Source organism: Streptomyces diastatochromogenes (assembly GCF_002242805.1).
Classification (GTDB): domain Bacteria; phylum Actinomycetota; class Actinomycetes; order Streptomycetales; family Streptomycetaceae; genus Streptomyces; species Streptomyces diastatochromogenes.
This window is the reverse complement of sequence record NZ_MCGQ01000020.1, coordinates 391,577-408,167: the sequence shown is the minus strand read 5'-3', so window position 1 is coordinate 408,167 and position 16,591 is coordinate 391,577. Positions and strand designations below refer to the sequence as shown.

The window sequence follows — 16,591 nt, the reverse complement described above, 5'->3', positions numbered from 1 at the left end:
GCGGTCGTGGACGTGCGTCATGACAGGGCGGGAGGGTGCTGCGCCCCCCGGCGCAGCGCCGTGGTCCCGTTGCTCACGTCGGCGATGATGCGGCGGTAGCCCGCCACCAGCGGGTGCTGCGGATACGCGGTGCTGAACAGCTGCTCCCCGGCCAGCGAGGCCATCTCGGGGGCGTACGGCAGGGCGGCGGTGATCCGGGTGCCGAACGCGCCGCCCACCTCGTCGCGCAGCCGCTCCTCGGCCATCCCGGCCGGCACCATGTTCACCGCCACGCTCAGCCGGCCGCAGCCGAGCCGGTCGGCCAGCGACATGGTCTCGGCGGCGCCGGCCATGTCCAGCCGGTCCGCCCGGGTGACCACCACCAGGGCGTCCGAGCTGGCCATCGCGGTCACGGTCTCGTTGTTGAAACCGGCGTGGGTGTCCAGGAGCAGCACGTCCAGGGCGAGCGAGTCGATCAGCCGGTCGAAGCCCTCGCGCAGCAGCCCGACGTCGTAGCCGCGGCCCATGATCTCGTTGGTGCCCGCGGCCCGGGCCCGGCTCCGGGCGGGCACCACGAAGAAGCCGTCGTGTCCCGCGTCCGCCTCGGCCGGGTAGGCGGCGTCCTCGATCTCGCAGCGCCCGACCAGGTAGTCGCTGAGGGAGCGCCGTACCGTGCCGAGCGTGTCACCGAACAGCACGTCCAGGGCCGGGGTCTGGATGTCGGTGTCCACCAGGGCGACCCGGCGGCCCGCGGAGGCCAGGAGCACCGCCAGGTTGGCGGCGGTGCTGGACTTGCCGGTGCCGCCCCGGTACGAGTGCACGGTGATGATCTGCGACATGGTGTCCCCCCGGGCTTCCGTCACGAGTCCCGGCGCTGCGGGACCGGCCGGTCGGCGGGTACGGCACCCGCGGTGCGCCGGTGCACGGCCATCATGGTGATGTCGTCCGACTGCTCGGCCGGGCCGACGAACTCGCCCAGCGCACCGTCCATGTGGTCGAGGAGTTCCTCACCGCGCACCGCGGCCTCGGTGAGCTGTTTGATCAGCTGTTCGTCCCCGAAGAACCGCCCCGAGTCCGACCGTGCCTCGGTCACCCCGTCGGTGTAGATGAAGAGGGTGTCGCCGGGGCTGATCTGCGCGTAGCCGAGCGAGAAGGTGACGTCGGGGATGACGCCCACGGCCGGCCCGGTCGGCTCCAGCAGCACGGGTTCGCTGCCGTCGGGGCTGACCAGGACGGGCGGGTTGTGGCCGCCGTTGATGTACACCAGGTTGCCGGTGACCGGGTCGAGGACGCCGAAGAAGAGGGTGGCGAAGTAGCCCTGCCGGATGTGGTTGCGGGTCAGGTAGTTGTTGGTGCCCACCACGGCGTTCAGCAGCGGGGTGGCGCCGACCACGGGTATCGCCCGGGTCTGCTCCTCCCACACATGGGTCTCGTTGAGCAGGTCCGCGGCGATGAGGCTCTGCAGTCCGCTCTGCTCGGCGGTGTGCCGCAGCAGGCTGCGGATCAGCGCCATGAACAGGGCGGCACCCACGCCCTTGTCGCAGACGTCGGCGACGACCAGGGCCAGGCGCCGGCGGTTGACCAGTTCGAAGACGTCGTAGAAGTCACCGGCGACCGTCCTGGCCGGCCGGAAGCGCACGTCGATCTCCCAGTCCTCGGGGCTGGGCAGCGCGTCCGGCAGGAAGCCGAGCTGGATCTCCCGGCCGATCTCCAGCTCCCGCTCGTAGCTGAGCAGTTCGGCGTGGGCGGCCACGTCCTCCAGGGTGCGGCCCAGCTCGGCGCGCTCGTGGCAGGTGCGCAGACGGGCCCGGACCAGTTCCGGGTAGAACGGTGGCACGAGATAGTCCGAGCCCGCCTGGATGTGGCTGCCCAGCAGGTGCAGATCGTGGTCGGCGAACGCCACGACGGTCGGCTGCTGCCCCTCGTCGTCGAGGCGCCGGGCGACCGCCTTCACCGTGGCCGGAGCGAGCCGCGCGGAGACGAGCAGCACATCGGCACGGCCCAGTGCGCCGGGCGCCAGGGCGAGTGTCTCGCCCGGGGTACGGCGGTGGACCTCGGCCTGCAGCGACTCCAGGGCGGCCAGCAACTCGGGCGGCGCGCCACGGTGTTCATCAAGGATCAGCACCTTCGTCTGTGACATCTCGTCTCGTCTATCCGTGTTCGCTGCGGTGGATCGCCAGAATGCTGACGTTGCGGCCCGCCACCAGCTCGTAGTCGAAGGAGTCCACCGCCGTCAGGGCCAGGAACACCCCGAGCCCGCCGACGCTGCGCTCGCCCAGCGGCACCTCCAGATCAGGTGCTTTCATGCCGGTGCGGGGATCGAAGGCCGGGGCGTCGTCGTGGAACCGCACCCACACCCGGTCCGCCTCGACGCCGCCGTCGACACAGATGCCGCCGGACGCCCCGCGATAGCCGTGCATGACGATGTTGGTCGCCAGTTCGTCGGCGGCCAGCCGCAGCCGGTAGGTCTGGCTGTCGCTCAGCCGGCCCTGCCGCCCGAGTTCCAGGACGAACCGGGCGACCAGGTCCAGGGAGTCGAGGTCCGCGGGGATCCGCAGCCCCGACGCGGCCTTGGCGGCAAGCGGCTGACCGGCGCAGCGCGCCTTGCACCTCTCCTGCCCGGCGGTGTGTTCGGCCGACGCGGCCCCGGAGTCGATCGCCATCATCCGCCCCCCTCAGGCGTCGATCAGCTCGATGCTGTGGTCGAAGCCCGCCAGCCGGATGGTCCGGCTCACCGGCTCCGTGGCCCCGATCACGGCGATGCGCACCTCGTCGCCCATCTTCTGGCGGGCGAAGACCAGCGAGCGCAGGCCCGCGCTGGCCAGGAAGCCGAGGTGCCGGGCGTCTATCTCCAGCCGCACGGCGCCCTGCTCGGCGGCCTGGTCGACCAGGTCGTGGAAGCGGGGCGCGGTGGAGGCGTCGAGTTCGCCCTTGACCTCGATCGTCGCGATGCCCTCGGACACGCTCAGGGTTCCGTCGAACGACATGAGCAGCTCTCCTTCTGTGAAAGGGGTCAGCCGGTGCGCCGGTCCCGGCCGACGAGGATCACCAGCGCGTGCGGGCCGAGGTGGTAGCGGCCCGGATGGTGCAACTCGCTCTCGGCGCCCACCTCGGCGAGGCCGTGCGGGGCGGCGAGAGAGGTGTCGGCGAACAGATGCCACGCCTGTCCCTCGGGCAGGCCGGGCAGCTCCAGGTCGTGCGACTCCCAGTGGGCGTTGATGCCGATGTAGACGTGGTCGTCGGCGACGGCGCCGCCCTTGGCGTGCCGCCCGCACCGCATCAGCCCGACGACCCTGCTGTGCGCGGACCAGTCCGGCCGCCAGGCCCCCACGCCGTGCCAGCTGATGTCGGGGAAGCCGCTGCCGACCCGGTCGGAGCCGACCGGGTGGTCGACCGTGCGCAGCACCGGGTGGGCGTGCCGGAAGGCGATCAGGCGCTGGGTGAACTCCAGCAGTTCGGCGTTGGCCTCGACGAGTCCCCAGTCGAACCAGGAGAGTTCGTTGTCCTGGCAGTAGCCGTTGTTGTTGCCGAGCTGGGTGCGCCCGACCTCGTCCCCGGCCAGGATCATCGGCACGCCCTGGCTGGTGAGGAGGATGCCCAGCATGTTCTTCATCTGGCGCGTCCTGAGGTCGCGGACGTGCGCGGAGGCGCTCGGCCCCTCCTCACCGCAGTTCCAGCTGTGGTTGTCGTTGCCGCCGTCGCGGTTGTCCTCGCCGTTGGCCTCGTTGTGCTTGTCGTTGTACGACACCAGGTCGTTGAGGGTAAATCCGTCGTGCGCGGTGACGAAGTTGACCGACGCCGAGGCGGTACGGCCCCCGTACAGGTCCGGGGAGCCGGCCATCCGCGTGGCCAGCTCGCCGACCAGGCCCGGCTCACCCTTGATGAACCGGCGCACGCTGTCGCGGTACTTGCCGTTCCACTCCGACCAGCGGCCGTAGTTGGGGAACGCGCCCACCTGGTAGAGGCCGGCCGCGTCCCAGGCCTCGGCGATCAGCTTGGTGTGGCGCAGGATCGGGTCGTGGGCCAGCTGTTCCAGCAGGGGCGGGTTGGGCAGCGGGGTGCCGTCGGGCGCCCGGTCGAGGATGGCCGCGAGATCGAAGCGGAAGCCGTCGATGTGGTACTCGGACACCCAGTAGCGCAGACAGGACAGCACGAAGTCGCGGACCACGGGGTGGTTGCAGTTGACGGTGTTGCCGGTCCCGCTGAAGTTGTAGTACTCGCCCTGCGGCGTGAGCATGTAGTAGGTGGCGTTGTCCAGGCCCCGGAACGAGATGGTCGGGCCGTCCTCGTTGCCCTCGGCGGTGTGGTTGAACACCACGTCGAGCACGACCTCGATGCCGGCCCGGTGCAGCTCCCTGACGAGGGTCTTGAACTCGTCGGCCTGCATCCCGAACCGGCCCGTGGCCGCGTAGCCGGCCTTGGGCGCGAAGAACGAGACGGTGTTGTAGCCCCAGTAGTTGTGCAGCCGCTCGCCGGTCGCCGGGTCGGTGCGCGGGTTGTCCAGCTCGTCGAACTCGAACACCGGGAGCAGCTCGACGCAGTTGACGCCCAGGTCCTTCAGGTAGGGGATCTTCTCCCGCAGGCCCGCATAGGTGCCGGGGGCGCTCACCCCGGAGGAGGGGTGCCGGGTGAAGCCGCGGACGTGGGTCTCGTAGATGACCAGGTCCTCGGTGGGGATGCCGAGCGGAGTGTCGTCGCCCCAGTCGAAGTCGTCCTCCAGCACGTTGGCGCGGTAGGGGTAGACGTCGTCCCAGTCCGGCTCCCGCCCCCATACGTCCCGGCCGGAGACCAGCCGGGCGTAGGGGTCGCTGAGCACCTTGCCGGCGTCGAACCGGTCACCGGTCCGCGGGTCGAAGGGGCCGTCGGCGCGGAAGCCGTACTCCAGGTTCTCGGCGTCCAGGTCGAAGACGGTCATCGCGTACACGCTGCCGATGCGGAACTCCGGCGGGAACTCCAGTTCGGCGACCGGCCGCGGGGCGCCCTTCTCGAAGAGGACCAGCCGCATCGCGGTGGCCCGGTCGGAGTAGACCGAGAAGTTGACTCCCCCCGGCACCGGATGGGCGCCGTACGGGAAGGGCCGTCCGGCCCGGACCCGGTAGCCGCCGATCCGGCGGGTCGGGAACGCGTCGACGCGCTCGCGTGTCTCCTGGACGGTCATCGGCCCGTGCGTTCCCGTGCGGCGTCCAGGTCGTCCTCGATCTCGAAGAAGTCGAGGAACCCGGTCGCGGACATCACGAACCGGACCTCCTCCGACAGGCCGACCAGGATCACCCCGGTCCGCAGCTGCTGGGCCCTGCGGTGCACGATCAGCAGGGTGCGCAGGCCGGCGCTGGAGACGTAGCTGACCCCGCTGAGGTCGATCAGCAGCCGGCTGCCCTCCCCGACGAAGGGCAGCAGCTGGGCCTGGAGCCCGCCGGACGTGGTGGAGTTGATCTCCCCTTCGAGGACGACCACCGTGGTGTCGCCCTCGGTGCGGGAGCTGAGCTTGACGGTCATCCCGTCACCTCCGTACGGGCCACGGGGGCCAGCCGGACCTTGACCTTCACCCGGCCGGACGTCTCGGGCAGGTGCACGAGCAGGCCCTCGGCGTCGAAGCCGGTGTGCGGCTCGCCCTCGATCTCGACGGACTCGATGCGCACGGATCCGTGCGGCAGCAGGTCCGGTGCCACCCGCAGCACCCGGCCCTCGATCAGCGCGGGGTCCGGCTTGAACCAGAAGTCCATGGCGCTGCCCCCCAGCAGCAGGTTGTTGTAGACGGCCGCGAGGTAGCACAGCTCGGCCGAGTGGTACATCGACATCGAGTGGCTACCCTTGAGCCGCTCGACCCCGAGCAGGTACGGCAGCCCGTTCGCGAGCACGTTGAAGTAGACGGCGCCCTCGTCGTGGTCGAGGAAGAAGGCGTTGTAGAAGGCCTGGGCGTCCCGGGCCTCGCCCTGGAAGTCGGTCCGGCCGGTGGTGCCGTGCAGGATGAGGTAGGCGAGGATCGCCTGCTCCTGCTGCCACCACGCCTTGCGGTCGTGCCAGGTGAACCGGTGCCGGTCCTCGCCCTCCGCCCGGACCCGCTCCAGCACGTCGTACCAGCCGCCGCGCTGCCGGTCCGCGCCCCACTCGGGCATCGTCGCGCCGAGCGAGGTGGCCAGCTCCAGATAGCCCTCCTTGGGACGCAGCGAGTGCATCCGCATCAGGTTCCAGGCGATCTTGAGGTTGTGGCCGACGACCGCGCGGTTCTGCTGCCAGCCGTGCGTGGTGTCGTGGGACCAGTCCTTGTGGAATCGTTCCTGCACGAAGGGGCTGTGGTCCGCGTCCGGGAACCGCTCGACGATCGTGTCGAAGGTGTACTCCAGCATGTCGGCGTAGGTCTTCTCACCGGTGGCCAGGTACAGGTTGATCAGATAGGCCGGTGCGTGGTCGCCGACCGAGTTCCAGTTCTTGCGGGCCCGGTTGGGGCCGAGCGACTCGTGCTCCGGGCTGAGCAGGATCGGGTCGATGTGCGAGTAGTACCCGCCGTGCTCCGGGTCCAGGTAGAACCGGTCGAAGAGCCGGATGGTGGCGTCCGCGTCGGCCTTGATGCGCGGGTCGCCGGTGATCCGGTACGTCTGGATCGGGCCGGCCAGCGCGTAGATCTGCTCGTAGGCGGGCAGCGCGTCGTAGTCGTCGGAGAACTCCGAGGTGAACAGCTTGGTCTCGACGTCCCCGTCGACCTTGAGGCCGTGGTACCAGTACACGACGTTCTCGTCGGCGTCCACGAACCGCATGTGCTCGCGCAGGTACTCGGTGCCCCGCTCGGCGATCTCCAGGTACTCGTCGTCGCCGGTGAGCAGGAACGCGGAGGCCATGCCGTAGACCAGCCGGGAGATGGTGTCCGTCTCCTGGATGTGGCTGGCGGTCTTGTCACCGCTGAGCCGGATCTCGGTGCGGTACTGCGAGAAGTCGATCGGCCCGTCGCCGAACTGGGCCCTGCGGTAGAAGGCGGCGATCTCGCGGATCTGCCGGATCCACCAGCCGGCCTCCTCGAACCGGTGGTCGTCGGTCTGCCGGCCGGTGAAGATCAGCCGCTTGGCCTCGAACCGCAGCCCGTCGGCCCGCGGGTAGAAGATGCCGTACGCCAGGACGTAGCGGCCCTCCTCCAGCAGCGAGTCGATGTGGCCGGAGGCGTCCTGGTAGGGCTCCCCGAGGTTGTGCAGCAGCTCGGCGCCGGGCCCGCCGTCCAGGGAGACCTCGAAGGGCCGGCCGTCGGCGGTGACGAGGGTGAAGACCCGCGCCTCTCGGTCGAATCCGGCGACCCGGCCCGCGATGGTGTCGGAGAACGTGAAGTTGACGGTGTCGGACATGGTCACGCCCCTCGCAGCACGAGTTCGTCGATGATGGTCCTGGCGAAGAGATGGCAGTGGTCGCCGGTGCGGGCGGTGACCAGGTCGCCGTCCACGACGACGTCCTGGTCCACGTAGTTGGCGCCCATGTTGCGCACGTCGCCGATGAGGTTGTTGTGGCAGACGACCTTGCGTCCGCGCACGACGTAGGGGATGGACGAGGCCAGCCACATCCCGTGGCAGATGATCCCCTTGACGATCCCGGACCGGGCGAAGGCCCGGCGCAGCAGGTCGGTGGCGGGGGCGAGGCGCTCGATGTCCTCGGTGTAGCGCAGCCGGTCGGCGACCATCCCGGACGGGACGATCAGCGCGCTGTACTCGCGCAGCCGCAGGTCGTCGAGGTCCTCCAGGCTGCGGCTGACGGTCAGCGGGGCCCGGTACTCGTGCCCGCTGAAGGTGATCGAGGCGTTGCCCCACAGCCGGGTCAGGAAGTCGACGCGCGCGCCTTCCTCGGCGAACCGGCGCTGGTAGTAGGCGATCTCGGGCTCGTAGAAGTCGCTCTCGGTCAGTACGGCGATCCGGCGGCCGGTCAGGACGCCGTCGCGGGACGGTGTCTCAGGCATGGTCCGCCCCCTCGGCCGTGCGCAGGTCGACGAGGAACGGCCGGTCGTCCTGGAGCATCCGCTTCACCGCGTCGGTGACCTGGCCGGGCTCGTCCACGCGGACCGCGTCCACGCCGAAGCCCCGCGCGATCTCGACGAAGCCGAGGTCGGGGTGGGACAGGTCGAAGGGCGTCGGATGCGCGTGCTCGGGGATGCCGCGCTCGCGCCAGTACTGCTCGATGTTCAGGTCGAGCAGCTTGTAGCTGCGGTTGTTGCAGATGACGAACTTGGCCCCGATGCCGTGCCGTACGGCGGTGTAGAGCGCCTGGATCGTGTACATCGACCCGCCGTCGCCGGTGAAGCCGATCACGGTCTTGCCAGGGTGGGCGAGCTTGATGCCGAGCGCGCCCGGGATGCCGACGCCCAGCGAGCCGCCGCGGGTGGAGAACCAGTGGCCCGGCAGGCGGCCCGGCAGATGGGCGCCCAGCGCGCCCGACGCGGTCAGCGCCTCGTCGAAGATCATCACGTCCTGCGGCACCCGCTCGGCCAGCTCGCCGAGGAAGGTGTGCAGCAGTGATCCGTCGCCGGCCGGCTGCTCGGCCCGCTGCCGGGTGCGTTCCTCGACGCGGGAGCGCGCCGCGGCCCGGTCCCGCTCGGTCAGCCTGGTCTCCAGCTGGTCCGCGAGGGCGGCCAGCGTGGTCTTGGGATCGGCGACCAGGCCGAGCGTGACGGGGTGGTTCTTGGCTATCTCGTAGTCGTCGAGGTCGATGTGGACGATCCGCGCGTCCTCGCGGAACGGACCGTGCAGCGCGGGGAACACCTCGGGGAAGACATAGGTGCCGACGATCAGTACGGCGTCGGCCTCCCGCACGATGTCCGTGCTGACCTCCCCGAACATGTGCCCCGTCTGCCCTCGGAACAGCGGGTGGCGGGCGTCCAGGTTGACCTCGGAGTAGTTGACACCCCACACGTCCGCGCCCAACTGCTCGGCCACCCGGACCAGTTCCGCCTGCCCGCCGGAGGCCGAGACCCCGTCGCCCACCAGGACGACCGGCCTCTCGGCACCGGCGAGCAGCGCGGCCGCCTCCTCCACCAGGGAGGGAACCGGGGCCACCCGAGTACTGACGAAGGTGGACGGTACGACGGGCTCGGGAGTGACCGCGTCGAGCACGTCCATCGGGAGCGCGACGAAGACCGGCCCGCACGGCGGGGTCATCGCGATCTTCATGGCCCGCCGCAGCACCCGCAGCACCGAGCCGGGGTCGGTGACGCGGGTGGCGTACTTGGTCACCGGGTCGGCCATGGCGACCAGGTCGGCCGCCATCTGGGCGTCCATCGCCTCGTACTTCACCCCCGCCTCACCGGCGATGACCAGCAGCGGCGAGTGCCCGCGTTTGGCCTGGTACAGCATGCCGACGGCGTTGCCCAGGCCGACTCCGCTGTGCAGCTGCAGCAGGGCGGGACGGCCGGTGGCCCGGGCGTACCCGTCGGCGATGCCCGCGGCGACCGTCTCCTGCAGGGTCAGGATGTACTGGAGGTCGTCGTACTTCTCCAGTTCGTCCAGGAATCCCTGCTCGACCGTTCCTGGATTTCCGAACATAAAAGGAATTCCATCGGCGATGAACTGCTCGATGATCGCCGCTTTGCCCTGCCTGGCCATGTCTTCCTTCTCTCGATGTGACCTCGATCGAAATACCGCCGGAACCGGGCGGAATCACCAGCCGTAGCGGCGCAGCCCGTCCTCCAGGACCTCGACGATCTTCTCGCCCGTCAGATACGAGTCCGGCGTCGAACGCCCGGTGATGAACGGGTAGTCCACGATCACCGAGGTCTCCTTGCCGAAATTGCCGATGTACCGGCCGTCGGGACCCGTCGCATCGCGCAGGATGTACTCCAGCGGATACGGCGGCGGGCCCATCACGAAGTCGGTGCCGAGGAATCCGGTGCCGGCCTTGTAGTCGTATTCCTTGCAGTGGCCGGTGATGTGCTTGCCGCTGATGATGGAGGCCCGGTCCTCCCAGTCGCGGGCGAAGGCCAGCGCGGTCACGCCGTAGCACTCGGCCGCGATCGGCTTGTCGGCCCGCAGGAAGGCCAGGATGAGCTCGTGGACGCGCTCGTTGTTGCCGAGGTCCACGATCGGTCCGCTGCCGCCGACGAGGAGCAGCGCGTCGTACGCCTCCAGCTCCTGCTCCACGACGGACAGCGCCCGGTGGTAGGCCTCCAGCTTGCGCAGGTAGTCGTCGTCCGAGGTGTAGGGGCGCTCGGGCAGCCAGGCGGAGATGTCGATGGGGTCGTCCAGCCGGTCGGAGTCGTCCAGCCGCCGGGTGAGCCGGGCGACCTCCTCCGAGGTGACCGAGCGGCCGAGCGGCGGGTCGATGTACTCCGGGTCCATCGACGGCGGCAGGGCGTGCGCCCGCTTGCCGGTCGGGGTCGCGAAGTCCACCTGGTAGCCGCGCTGGTCGAAGTGGTGCAGGGGTCCGACGAGTTCCTCGCCCCAGTAGCCGTACTCCGACAGAATCACGAGGATCTTCTTGGCGTTCCTTCTGGCCACGCCTGCTCCTTTGGGTTGGGTGCGGTGGATCAGCGGGCCTCGGGACCGATGATCCAGTTCTCCTCCACGGCGAGGGAGAAGACGTACTTCGGGTCGGCGATCTCGTCCCGGGCCGCCGTGACCCGCTCGCGGAAGTACGCGGAGTTCAGGGCCTCGCGCAGCGCGTCGACGTCGTCGAACCACAGCTGCTCGACGGAGTCGAAGGCCGCCTCGCCGAAGACGTAGGCGCCGTCGACGGTGTGGGCGTGCAGATGGCGGCGCAGCCCGGGGATGTCCCTGACCACGGCCGCGTAGCCGTCCAGGGTCTGCTTGCGGTAGTCGGCCAGGTCCAGGCCCGGGCGCCGCTTCAGCAGCACGGTGAGCTTGACCCAGTCCCGGTCGCGGCCCTCGCCGGGGCCGGGGACCAGCTCATGGGCGGTGGTGTCGACGACGATGGTCTGCCAGAACGCGGCCCACTTCGGCTCGTCGAGCCGGGCGCCCTGCAGGAACTCCTCCGTCTGCAGCGAGGCCAGCTGCTCCTCGCCGTTCGCCAGCCAGATCTCCGCGATGCCCTGGTGCGGCAGCGCCGGCTCGCCGAGATTGCCGTCGAAATCGATGGTGGTGTCGACCATGTACTTGCGGATCTGGGGAATCTTCGCGGCGTATTCCACCGCGTGTACGCCGACCCAGTAGTCCTGGAATTCCTGTGCCGTCATACCCGGCTTGGGTGCCGCAAGAATGAACTGATGGATCATTGATATCTCCCTCTCCCGACATTCCGCGAACGTGTCATATCCTCACGGCCGCCGGATCTCCCGGACAAACGCGGGACATGGACTTCCTGACGTTTCAGGCGGGTTGCCCGCTCGTTCCGTCCACCGGTGCGGACGAGCGGCGCCATTGGGCGAGCCGGCGCACGGCGGAAAGCGGAATGGGGAGCCATTCCGGCCGGTTCCGGGACTCGTACACCGCCTCGTACACGGCTTTGTCCGCCTCGAAGCAGCGCAGCAGCACCGGGGCGCACCGCGGGTCCTGGCCGCCGCCGTCGGCGTAACCGGTGCAGTAGGCCCGCCGGTTGTGCACCGCCCATGCGGAGGCCCGGCGCGCCATCCGGACGGCACGCGGATCGTGCGGTCCGGAGTCTCCCGGCGGCCGGTCCAGCACCGCGGACAGGGCGTGGTGGGCCGCGTAGTCGAAGGAGCGCAGCATCGCGGCGACATCGCGCAGGGCGGGCTGCGGTCTGCGGCGCTGCTCGGGCGAGCGGCCCGGTTCGCCCTCGAAGTCGACGAGGATCCAGCCCTGGTCGCCGCGCAGCGCCTGTCCCAGGTGCAGATCGCCGTGGATCCGCTGCACGTGCGGCGCCCCGCCCCGCCCGACGATCTCTCTCAGGTCGTCCTGCATGGCCCACAACGCCCGTGCGTACGGCGCCAGTTGTGGCACCGTCCGCAGCCCCTGGGCCAGGCGGTCGGCCAACAGGTCCAGCAGGTCCTCGCTCTCCGGGCGGGTGAGCGGGCGGGAGCCGAGCTGCTCGGCGAGCGCGGTGTGCACCCGGGCGGTGGCCAGCCCCAGGGCGTACGCCTCCGCGGCGAACCCGCCGTGCGGCTCGACCGTCTCGCACTCCCCCGCCATGCAGGCGCGGGCCCGGTCGACGGCGATCGTCCAGCCGTCGCCCCGCGAGCGCACGAACTGCTGCAGCAGGGCGAGTGTGCGGGCGCCCACCGCCGAGGAGGCCGAGGTGCGCACCTGGGCGAGCGGGGCCGCGCTCGGCACTCCGCCGGCCCGCCGCAGCGCGGTGAGCAGCTCCAGCTCCGGGTTGTCTCCGGGCACGGGCCGGCGCAGCACCTTCAGCATCGCCCGCTCCGCGAACGCCACCGAGGTGTTCGACTGCTCCGCCGTGCTCGCCACACCCGGTGTCCCGACGGGCAGTTCGACGCCGGGTGCGGGTTCGAAGCACAGCGGGCCCGTGCGGCCGCCGGCCGCGATACGGGCCAGCAGCGCGCCCATCAACTCCGGGTCCTGCGTGGCCTCGTAGAGGAACACGCCGGACCCGTCCGGACCCTCCAGCCGGCCGATCAGCGGCTCGGCCGACGGCGGCACCGGGTCCCGGCGCACGCCGAGCAGCGCCTGGTACGGCCCGTCCGCACCGGCGTCGAACACCGCGACCAGGAGCGCCGGATCACCCGGCAGCACCACGTCGAGCAGCCGGGTGGTGACGTCCGGCGGGGATCCGGCGCCCTTGCCCGCGTACCAGCGCCGGCCGGGCAGCCAGGCCGGGAGCAGGGCGTCGAGCGCCGCCCGTATCCGCGCGAGGTCCAGGGCCGGGTCGGACAGGGCCGTCATGCGGCACGCATCCGCACCTCGCGGGACGCGGTCGGCCGCATCACGGCAGGACCGGTCTCGGAGTGCGGCACCGAGGACAGCACGGTGGCCGCGTGGGCCAGCGAGACCATCGTCATGTGGTGGTGCCAGCCGCGGAAGGAGCGGCCCTCGAAGTCCCGTACGCCCAGCCCCTCGCCGATCTCCGCCTGGTCCCGTTCGACCCGGCGGCCGAGCATGGCGGTGCGGAAGACGGTGCCGAGCTGGGACTGGGGAAGGTTCGTCAGCCAGTACTCGCTCGGGGTGCGCCGCGACGAGTCCTGCCAGGCTCCCATCAGCAGCAGTTCCTGCTGGTCCGCCGGGGCGGGCCGGAGGACGCCGGAGGCCGGGCGGCCCAGCAGGACCCGGGTGGCGCCGACCGAGGTCGCCCGCAGGGCGCCCATGGAGTGGTCGAACCACTCCACCGGCATGCACTGCCGGCTCAGCTCGGAGACCAGCGCGAACGCGGAGCCGGGCGGATGCGGAACACCCGTCTCGGCGGCCGGCACCTCCGCCGAGCCGGTGGCCCGGGAGCCGGTGCGCGGTCCGGACCGCACGGCGTGCAGCGCCAGACCCCGGGCCGCCGGGTCGATCCGGACGGCGAACGGCAGCCGGCGCTCCAGCAGCACCGCGCAGATGTCGTACGGGTCGCACTCGCGCAGGTCCATCACCACCGGCCGGTGCGGGATGCCCCAGTCCCGCGCCATCTCGGAGACCGCGTCCACCGCGCACTGCTCCGGCGGGCACGGGCGGACGCCGTCCGGGATCGAGGCACGGCGCCGCAGCGCCGCGTCACCCGTCCAGCTCTCGGGCAGCTCCAGCCGCCACTCGACCGGGCAGGACGCCTGGTCGGCGGCGAGCCAGACACCCACGGCCCGCTGGCAGTTGACGACGCGTCCGAACCCGGAGACCCAGCGCCGCTCCACGCCCACCGAGTGCTCGCCCACCTTGGCGATCACCAGCGGCTGGACCACCCAGGCCCGGGGCTGGAGCCGCAGCAGCAGCCCGGCCAGTTCCCGGCGCACCGGTTCGGCCGCCCACGGCGACTTGGTGATGAACTGATAGAGGCTCTGCTCCACACCGCCGCCCGCACCGTCGGCGATGGCACGCATCGTCTTCTTCCCGGAAACCGAGAGCAGACCCCTCACATAGATTCCGCCCCAGCGCCTCTGGTCACTTCGCGGAATGGATCGGAACGTACGGGAAATGATCTCGGAGACCACGTCCTCGGAAATAGCTGCGGATTCTTCGGAAATCTCGGCGGACCCGTAATTCTGACGTTCGCCGGGCATGGCTCGGCCCTCTCTGGAATACAGAAGTGCAAAAGAGCGTGGGGTGCGCTTTACCGGTGCGGTCCGAGGCCGGCGGGCATCGGGGCCTGTGTGGCCCGGTGCCGCGCCGGCCCCGGCGCGGACCCGCCGGCCTGGGGGACATGACCGGCGGGCGGGGACGGGGCGGGCGGTCGGGGGACCCGCCCTCGTCGTTCGGCGGGTCCTACGGCATCAGGGCCAGGACCCGGTCGGGGGTGAGCCCGTGGAACAGGGGCTCCCAGTCGGCCGGGGCCGGGCCCGGCTCGTTGTAGATCTCGAACGTCCGGCCGGTGGCCGCGGTGGAGCCCAGCGCCCGGACACAGGCCTCGGCCACCGAGGCGCGCGACACCCAGCCGTCACCGCGGTCGCCCTGCTCCAGCCGGACACCGGCGCCCGGCGTACCGTCGTCGGTCAGCCAGCCGGGCCGGACCACCGTGTAGGGGAGCCCGGAGTCCCGTACCGCCTCCTCGCCGCGCCGCCGCCAGTCGAGCAGCCGCCCGTAGGCGTTCATGGGGTGCTCGCGGCGGGTCACGAAGATCTGGCTGACCAGGACGAGGCGCGGGCGCTCCGGCTGGTCGGCCAGCGCCGCGAGCACGTTGCGGACACCGCCGTACATGGTGGTCTCCGGACTGTCCGGACCGGAGTCCGCGGTGCCCGGCTCCACGCTGAGGACCACGGCGGCCGAGCCGCGCAGCGCGGGCCCCAGCGTGTCCGCGTACCGCACGTCCGCCTGCCGTACCTCGGCCTCGGCGGGTACGGCGGCGCCGCGCTCCGGGTGCCGGCTGACCACGCGGACCCGTTCCCCCGCCCCGGCCAGCCTGGCGGTCACCAGGGCACCGAGCCGGCCCGCCCCGCCGATCACCGCTATGGGGCCGTGCATGTGCATGATTCCCCTCTCGTGTACCGACCCGCGTCCACCGCCGGGATCACACCCAGCGCAGGACGTCGTCGGCGTTCTTGAGCTCGGTCGCGGCGGGCACCCCTGTCAGGGTCGGCACCCTCAGCCGTGGATAGACGGTGATGCCGCGGAACCGTGACCCCGGCCGCAGCACCGCTCCGTCGCCGATCGCCGTGTGACACTCCAGCCGTGCCGGCCTGCCGCGTTCGGAATGAACCACGGCCATCGGGCCGACATAGGAGTCGAGGACGTCGGCGTGGGCGCCGATCACCGCGGACTCGCCCACGGCCGAGTTCACCAGCGTGCTTCCTTCGCGGATCTCGGCCCCGTCGCCGACATCCGTGTACTCCAGCCGCACCCCGGGGCCGATCTCGACCTCGTGCCCGATGCGCACACCGGGCCCGATCCGCACCGACCCCTCCTCGATCTTCTGGGCGAGGGTGGTGCCGGTCAGGTCGTCCTTGGTCTGCAGGCTGCTCTCGTGGATCCAGCCGTGCGCTCCGGCCGGACCGGGCCGCGCCATGAGCCGGTTCATGTGCTCGTAGGCGCCGTCCAGCACCAGCCGCAGGGTGTGCAGATAGTCCGGTACGTTGCCCAGGTCGCCGAGCCTGCCGATGGCGTGGGTGGCGACCGGGTGGCCCTGCCCGGCCAGCCAGGGCAGCAGGTCGCCGCCCCAGTCCAGCCGCTGGTGGGACTGCCGGAACAGGCCGGGCTCGCGGGCCAGCAGGCGCAGCCGCCGGCAGTCCACCAGGTACATCCCCGCGTTGGTGGGCAGGGTCGCCCGCTCGTCCGCGGCCGTCTGCGGGAACAGTTCCCGCAGCCCGGCGAGCGGTGGCTTCTCGACGAAGCCCGTCACCAGGCCGCGGGCGTCGGTCCGCATCACGCCGTACTTGCCGGCGATCTCCGCCCCGGTGCGGGCCACGGCGGCCACGGTCACCAGGGCGTCGTACGCGTCGTGCGTCGCCCGCATCGCCGCCAGGTCGAAGTCGAAGAGCGAATCGACCGGCAGGACCAGGGCCTGCCCCTGCAGGTCCCACTGTTCGAGGTTGTGCAGGGTGGCTCCGGCGGATCCCACGTTGTAGCGGTCCAGGCGCGAACGCGAGTACCTGACCTCGACTCCGTGGTGTTCGCCGTGCCCCAGCAGGAGCTTGATCTGGTTCCGGTTCTCCAGGCCGTGGGCGACCACGAAGAAGCGCCGGATGCCCTGGTCCCGGCAGGCCTCGACGACCCATTCGACGAGCCGCTTCCCGACGAACGGGATGAGCGCCTTGCTGCGAATGTAGTCGGCCGACTTCAACGTGATGGGCTTGGCTCGCTCGCCTCTGCCGCCCGCGAGAATGATTCCGACGGTCTCCGAATGCCGACGAGCGGCCATTTCTCCCCCTAGTGCGTTCGTCGGGCGCTCAGCGCCGGCCGCCGGTCATCCCCATTCCGGATCGTGCGGGCCGACGTGGACCACCCGGGAGGCGGCCTGGACCGAGCTGGTGCCGGCGCTCGCCTGGACGCCGATTCCGACGAAGAGCAGAAGTGCGAGTATCGCGGTGAATCGCTTCGTGGTCGCTTCCATGAAAAGCATTCGTTTCCCCCTGGCAGATGGCTGATAGGCG

At 70.9% G+C, this 16,591-nt stretch carries 16 protein-coding genes; all 16 read right to left on the bottom strand.

What is annotated here, in order from left to right; translation table 11 throughout:
- Nucleotides 1-17 precede the first annotated feature (17 nt).
- A complete protein-coding gene (locus tag BEK98_RS24885; RefSeq protein WP_094218855.1) occupies nucleotides 18-818 on the bottom strand; it encodes a MinD/ParA family ATP-binding protein in 801 nt (266 codons plus the stop codon).
- Between the two features lie 20 nt (nucleotides 819-838).
- Nucleotides 839-2,119, bottom strand: coding sequence for a PP2C family protein-serine/threonine phosphatase (locus BEK98_RS24880; RefSeq protein ID WP_094218854.1), 1,281 nt, complete (start codon nucleotides 2,117-2,119; stop codon nucleotides 839-841).
- Nucleotides 2,120-2,129: 10 nt separating this feature from the next.
- Nucleotides 2,130-2,645 carry an ATP-binding protein gene (locus BEK98_RS24875; protein ID WP_244201961.1) on the bottom strand — a complete coding sequence of 172 codons (516 nt, stop codon included), beginning with the start codon at nucleotides 2,643-2,645 and terminating at the stop codon, nucleotides 2,130-2,132.
- 9 nt (nucleotides 2,646-2,654) lie between these two features.
- Nucleotides 2,655-2,966, bottom strand: coding sequence for an STAS domain-containing protein (locus tag BEK98_RS24870; protein ID WP_094218853.1), 312 nt, complete (start codon nucleotides 2,964-2,966; stop codon nucleotides 2,655-2,657).
- A gap of 26 nt (nucleotides 2,967-2,992) precedes the next feature.
- Nucleotides 2,993-5,137: a glycogen debranching protein GlgX gene (glgX, locus tag BEK98_RS24865; RefSeq protein WP_094218852.1), complete on the bottom strand. Its 2,145-nt coding sequence runs from the start codon at nucleotides 5,135-5,137 to the stop codon at nucleotides 2,993-2,995.
- Nucleotides 5,134-5,475, bottom strand: a complete 342-nt coding sequence (locus BEK98_RS24860) for an STAS domain-containing protein (protein WP_094218851.1) — start codon at nucleotides 5,473-5,475, stop codon at nucleotides 5,134-5,136. Before BEK98_RS24860 ends, glgX begins: the two co-directional genes overlap by 4 nt.
- Complete coding sequence (locus tag BEK98_RS24855) at nucleotides 5,472-7,310, bottom strand: AGE family epimerase/isomerase (protein WP_094218850.1); 1,839 nt, start codon at nucleotides 7,308-7,310, stop codon at nucleotides 5,472-5,474. The genes BEK98_RS24860 and BEK98_RS24855 overlap by 4 nt, the downstream gene beginning before the upstream one ends.
- Before the next feature lie 2 nt (nucleotides 7,311-7,312).
- The gene (locus tag BEK98_RS24850) at nucleotides 7,313-7,912 is read right to left on the bottom strand and encodes a DJ-1/PfpI family protein (RefSeq protein ID WP_094218849.1); all 600 of its coding nucleotides are present in this window, start codon (nucleotides 7,910-7,912) and stop codon (nucleotides 7,313-7,315) included.
- On the bottom strand, nucleotides 7,905-9,551 hold the full coding sequence (locus BEK98_RS24845; RefSeq protein WP_094218848.1) for a thiamine pyrophosphate-binding protein: 1,647 nt from the start codon (nucleotides 9,549-9,551) through the stop codon (nucleotides 7,905-7,907). Before BEK98_RS24845 ends, BEK98_RS24850 begins: the two co-directional genes overlap by 8 nt.
- A gap of 54 nt (nucleotides 9,552-9,605) precedes the next feature.
- Nucleotides 9,606-10,442 carry a type 1 glutamine amidotransferase domain-containing protein gene (locus tag BEK98_RS24840; RefSeq protein ID WP_094218847.1) on the bottom strand — a complete coding sequence of 279 codons (837 nt, stop codon included), beginning with the start codon at nucleotides 10,440-10,442 and terminating at the stop codon, nucleotides 9,606-9,608.
- A gap of 29 nt (nucleotides 10,443-10,471) precedes the next feature.
- Nucleotides 10,472-11,176, bottom strand: a complete 705-nt coding sequence (locus tag BEK98_RS24835) for an EthD domain-containing protein (RefSeq protein ID WP_094218846.1) — start codon at nucleotides 11,174-11,176, stop codon at nucleotides 10,472-10,474.
- Nucleotides 11,177-11,270: 94 nt separating this feature from the next.
- A complete protein-coding gene (locus BEK98_RS24830) occupies nucleotides 11,271-12,761 on the bottom strand; it encodes a maltokinase N-terminal cap-like domain-containing protein (RefSeq protein ID WP_094218845.1) in 1,491 nt (496 codons plus the stop codon).
- Nucleotides 12,758-14,068 (bottom strand): IS701 family transposase, encoded by a 1,311-nt coding sequence (locus tag BEK98_RS24825; RefSeq protein ID WP_094218844.1) that lies wholly within the window; start codon nucleotides 14,066-14,068, stop codon nucleotides 12,758-12,760. Before BEK98_RS24825 ends, BEK98_RS24830 begins: the two co-directional genes overlap by 4 nt.
- Before the next feature lie 202 nt (nucleotides 14,069-14,270).
- Nucleotides 14,271-14,966: an SDR family oxidoreductase gene (locus BEK98_RS24820; RefSeq protein ID WP_094218843.1), complete on the bottom strand. Its 696-nt coding sequence runs from the start codon at nucleotides 14,964-14,966 to the stop codon at nucleotides 14,271-14,273.
- Between the two features lie 46 nt (nucleotides 14,967-15,012).
- Nucleotides 15,013-16,359 (bottom strand): sugar phosphate nucleotidyltransferase, encoded by a 1,347-nt coding sequence (locus tag BEK98_RS24815; protein ID WP_094218842.1) that lies wholly within the window; start codon nucleotides 16,357-16,359, stop codon nucleotides 15,013-15,015.
- A 45-nt stretch (nucleotides 16,360-16,404) separates the two neighbouring features.
- On the bottom strand, nucleotides 16,405-16,551 hold the full coding sequence (locus tag BEK98_RS49105) for a hypothetical protein (protein WP_167444252.1): 147 nt from the start codon (nucleotides 16,549-16,551) through the stop codon (nucleotides 16,405-16,407).
- Between the last annotated feature and the right edge of the window lie 40 nt (nucleotides 16,552-16,591).

Bases quoted from the DNA above. Each gene is read 5' to 3' on its own strand.
- BEK98_RS24885 (WP_094218855.1), bottom strand. From the start codon at position 818: ATGTCGCAGATCATCACCGTGCACTCGTACCGGGGCGGCACCGGCAAG.
- BEK98_RS24880 (WP_094218854.1), bottom strand. From the start codon at position 2,119: ATGTCACAGACGAAGGTGCTGATCCTTGATGAACACCGTGGCGCGCCG.
- BEK98_RS24875 (WP_244201961.1), bottom strand. From the start codon at position 2,645: ATGATGGCGATCGACTCCGGGGCCGCGTCGGCCGAACACACCGCCGGG.
- BEK98_RS24870 (WP_094218853.1), bottom strand. From the start codon at position 2,966: ATGTCGTTCGACGGAACCCTGAGCGTGTCCGAGGGCATCGCGACGATC.
- glgX (WP_094218852.1), bottom strand. From the start codon at position 5,137: ATGACCGTCCAGGAGACACGCGAGCGCGTCGACGCGTTCCCGACCCGC.
- BEK98_RS24860 (WP_094218851.1), bottom strand. From the start codon at position 5,475: ATGACCGTCAAGCTCAGCTCCCGCACCGAGGGCGACACCACGGTGGTC.
- BEK98_RS24855 (WP_094218850.1), bottom strand. From the start codon at position 7,310: ATGTCCGACACCGTCAACTTCACGTTCTCCGACACCATCGCGGGCCGG.
- BEK98_RS24850 (WP_094218849.1), bottom strand. From the start codon at position 7,912: ATGCCTGAGACACCGTCCCGCGACGGCGTCCTGACCGGCCGCCGGATC.
- BEK98_RS24845 (WP_094218848.1), bottom strand. From the start codon at position 9,551: ATGGCCAGGCAGGGCAAAGCGGCGATCATCGAGCAGTTCATCGCCGAT.
- BEK98_RS24835 (WP_094218846.1), bottom strand. From the start codon at position 11,176: ATGATCCATCAGTTCATTCTTGCGGCACCCAAGCCGGGTATGACGGCA.
- BEK98_RS24830 (WP_094218845.1), bottom strand. From the start codon at position 12,761: ATGACGGCCCTGTCCGACCCGGCCCTGGACCTCGCGCGGATACGGGCG.
- BEK98_RS24825 (WP_094218844.1), bottom strand. From the start codon at position 14,068: ATGCCCGGCGAACGTCAGAATTACGGGTCCGCCGAGATTTCCGAAGAA.
- BEK98_RS24820 (WP_094218843.1), bottom strand. From the start codon at position 14,966: ATGCACGGCCCCATAGCGGTGATCGGCGGGGCGGGCCGGCTCGGTGCC.
- BEK98_RS24815 (WP_094218842.1), bottom strand. From the start codon at position 16,359: ATGGCCGCTCGTCGGCATTCGGAGACCGTCGGAATCATTCTCGCGGGC.
- BEK98_RS49105 (WP_167444252.1), bottom strand. From the start codon at position 16,551: ATGGAAGCGACCACGAAGCGATTCACCGCGATACTCGCACTTCTGCTC.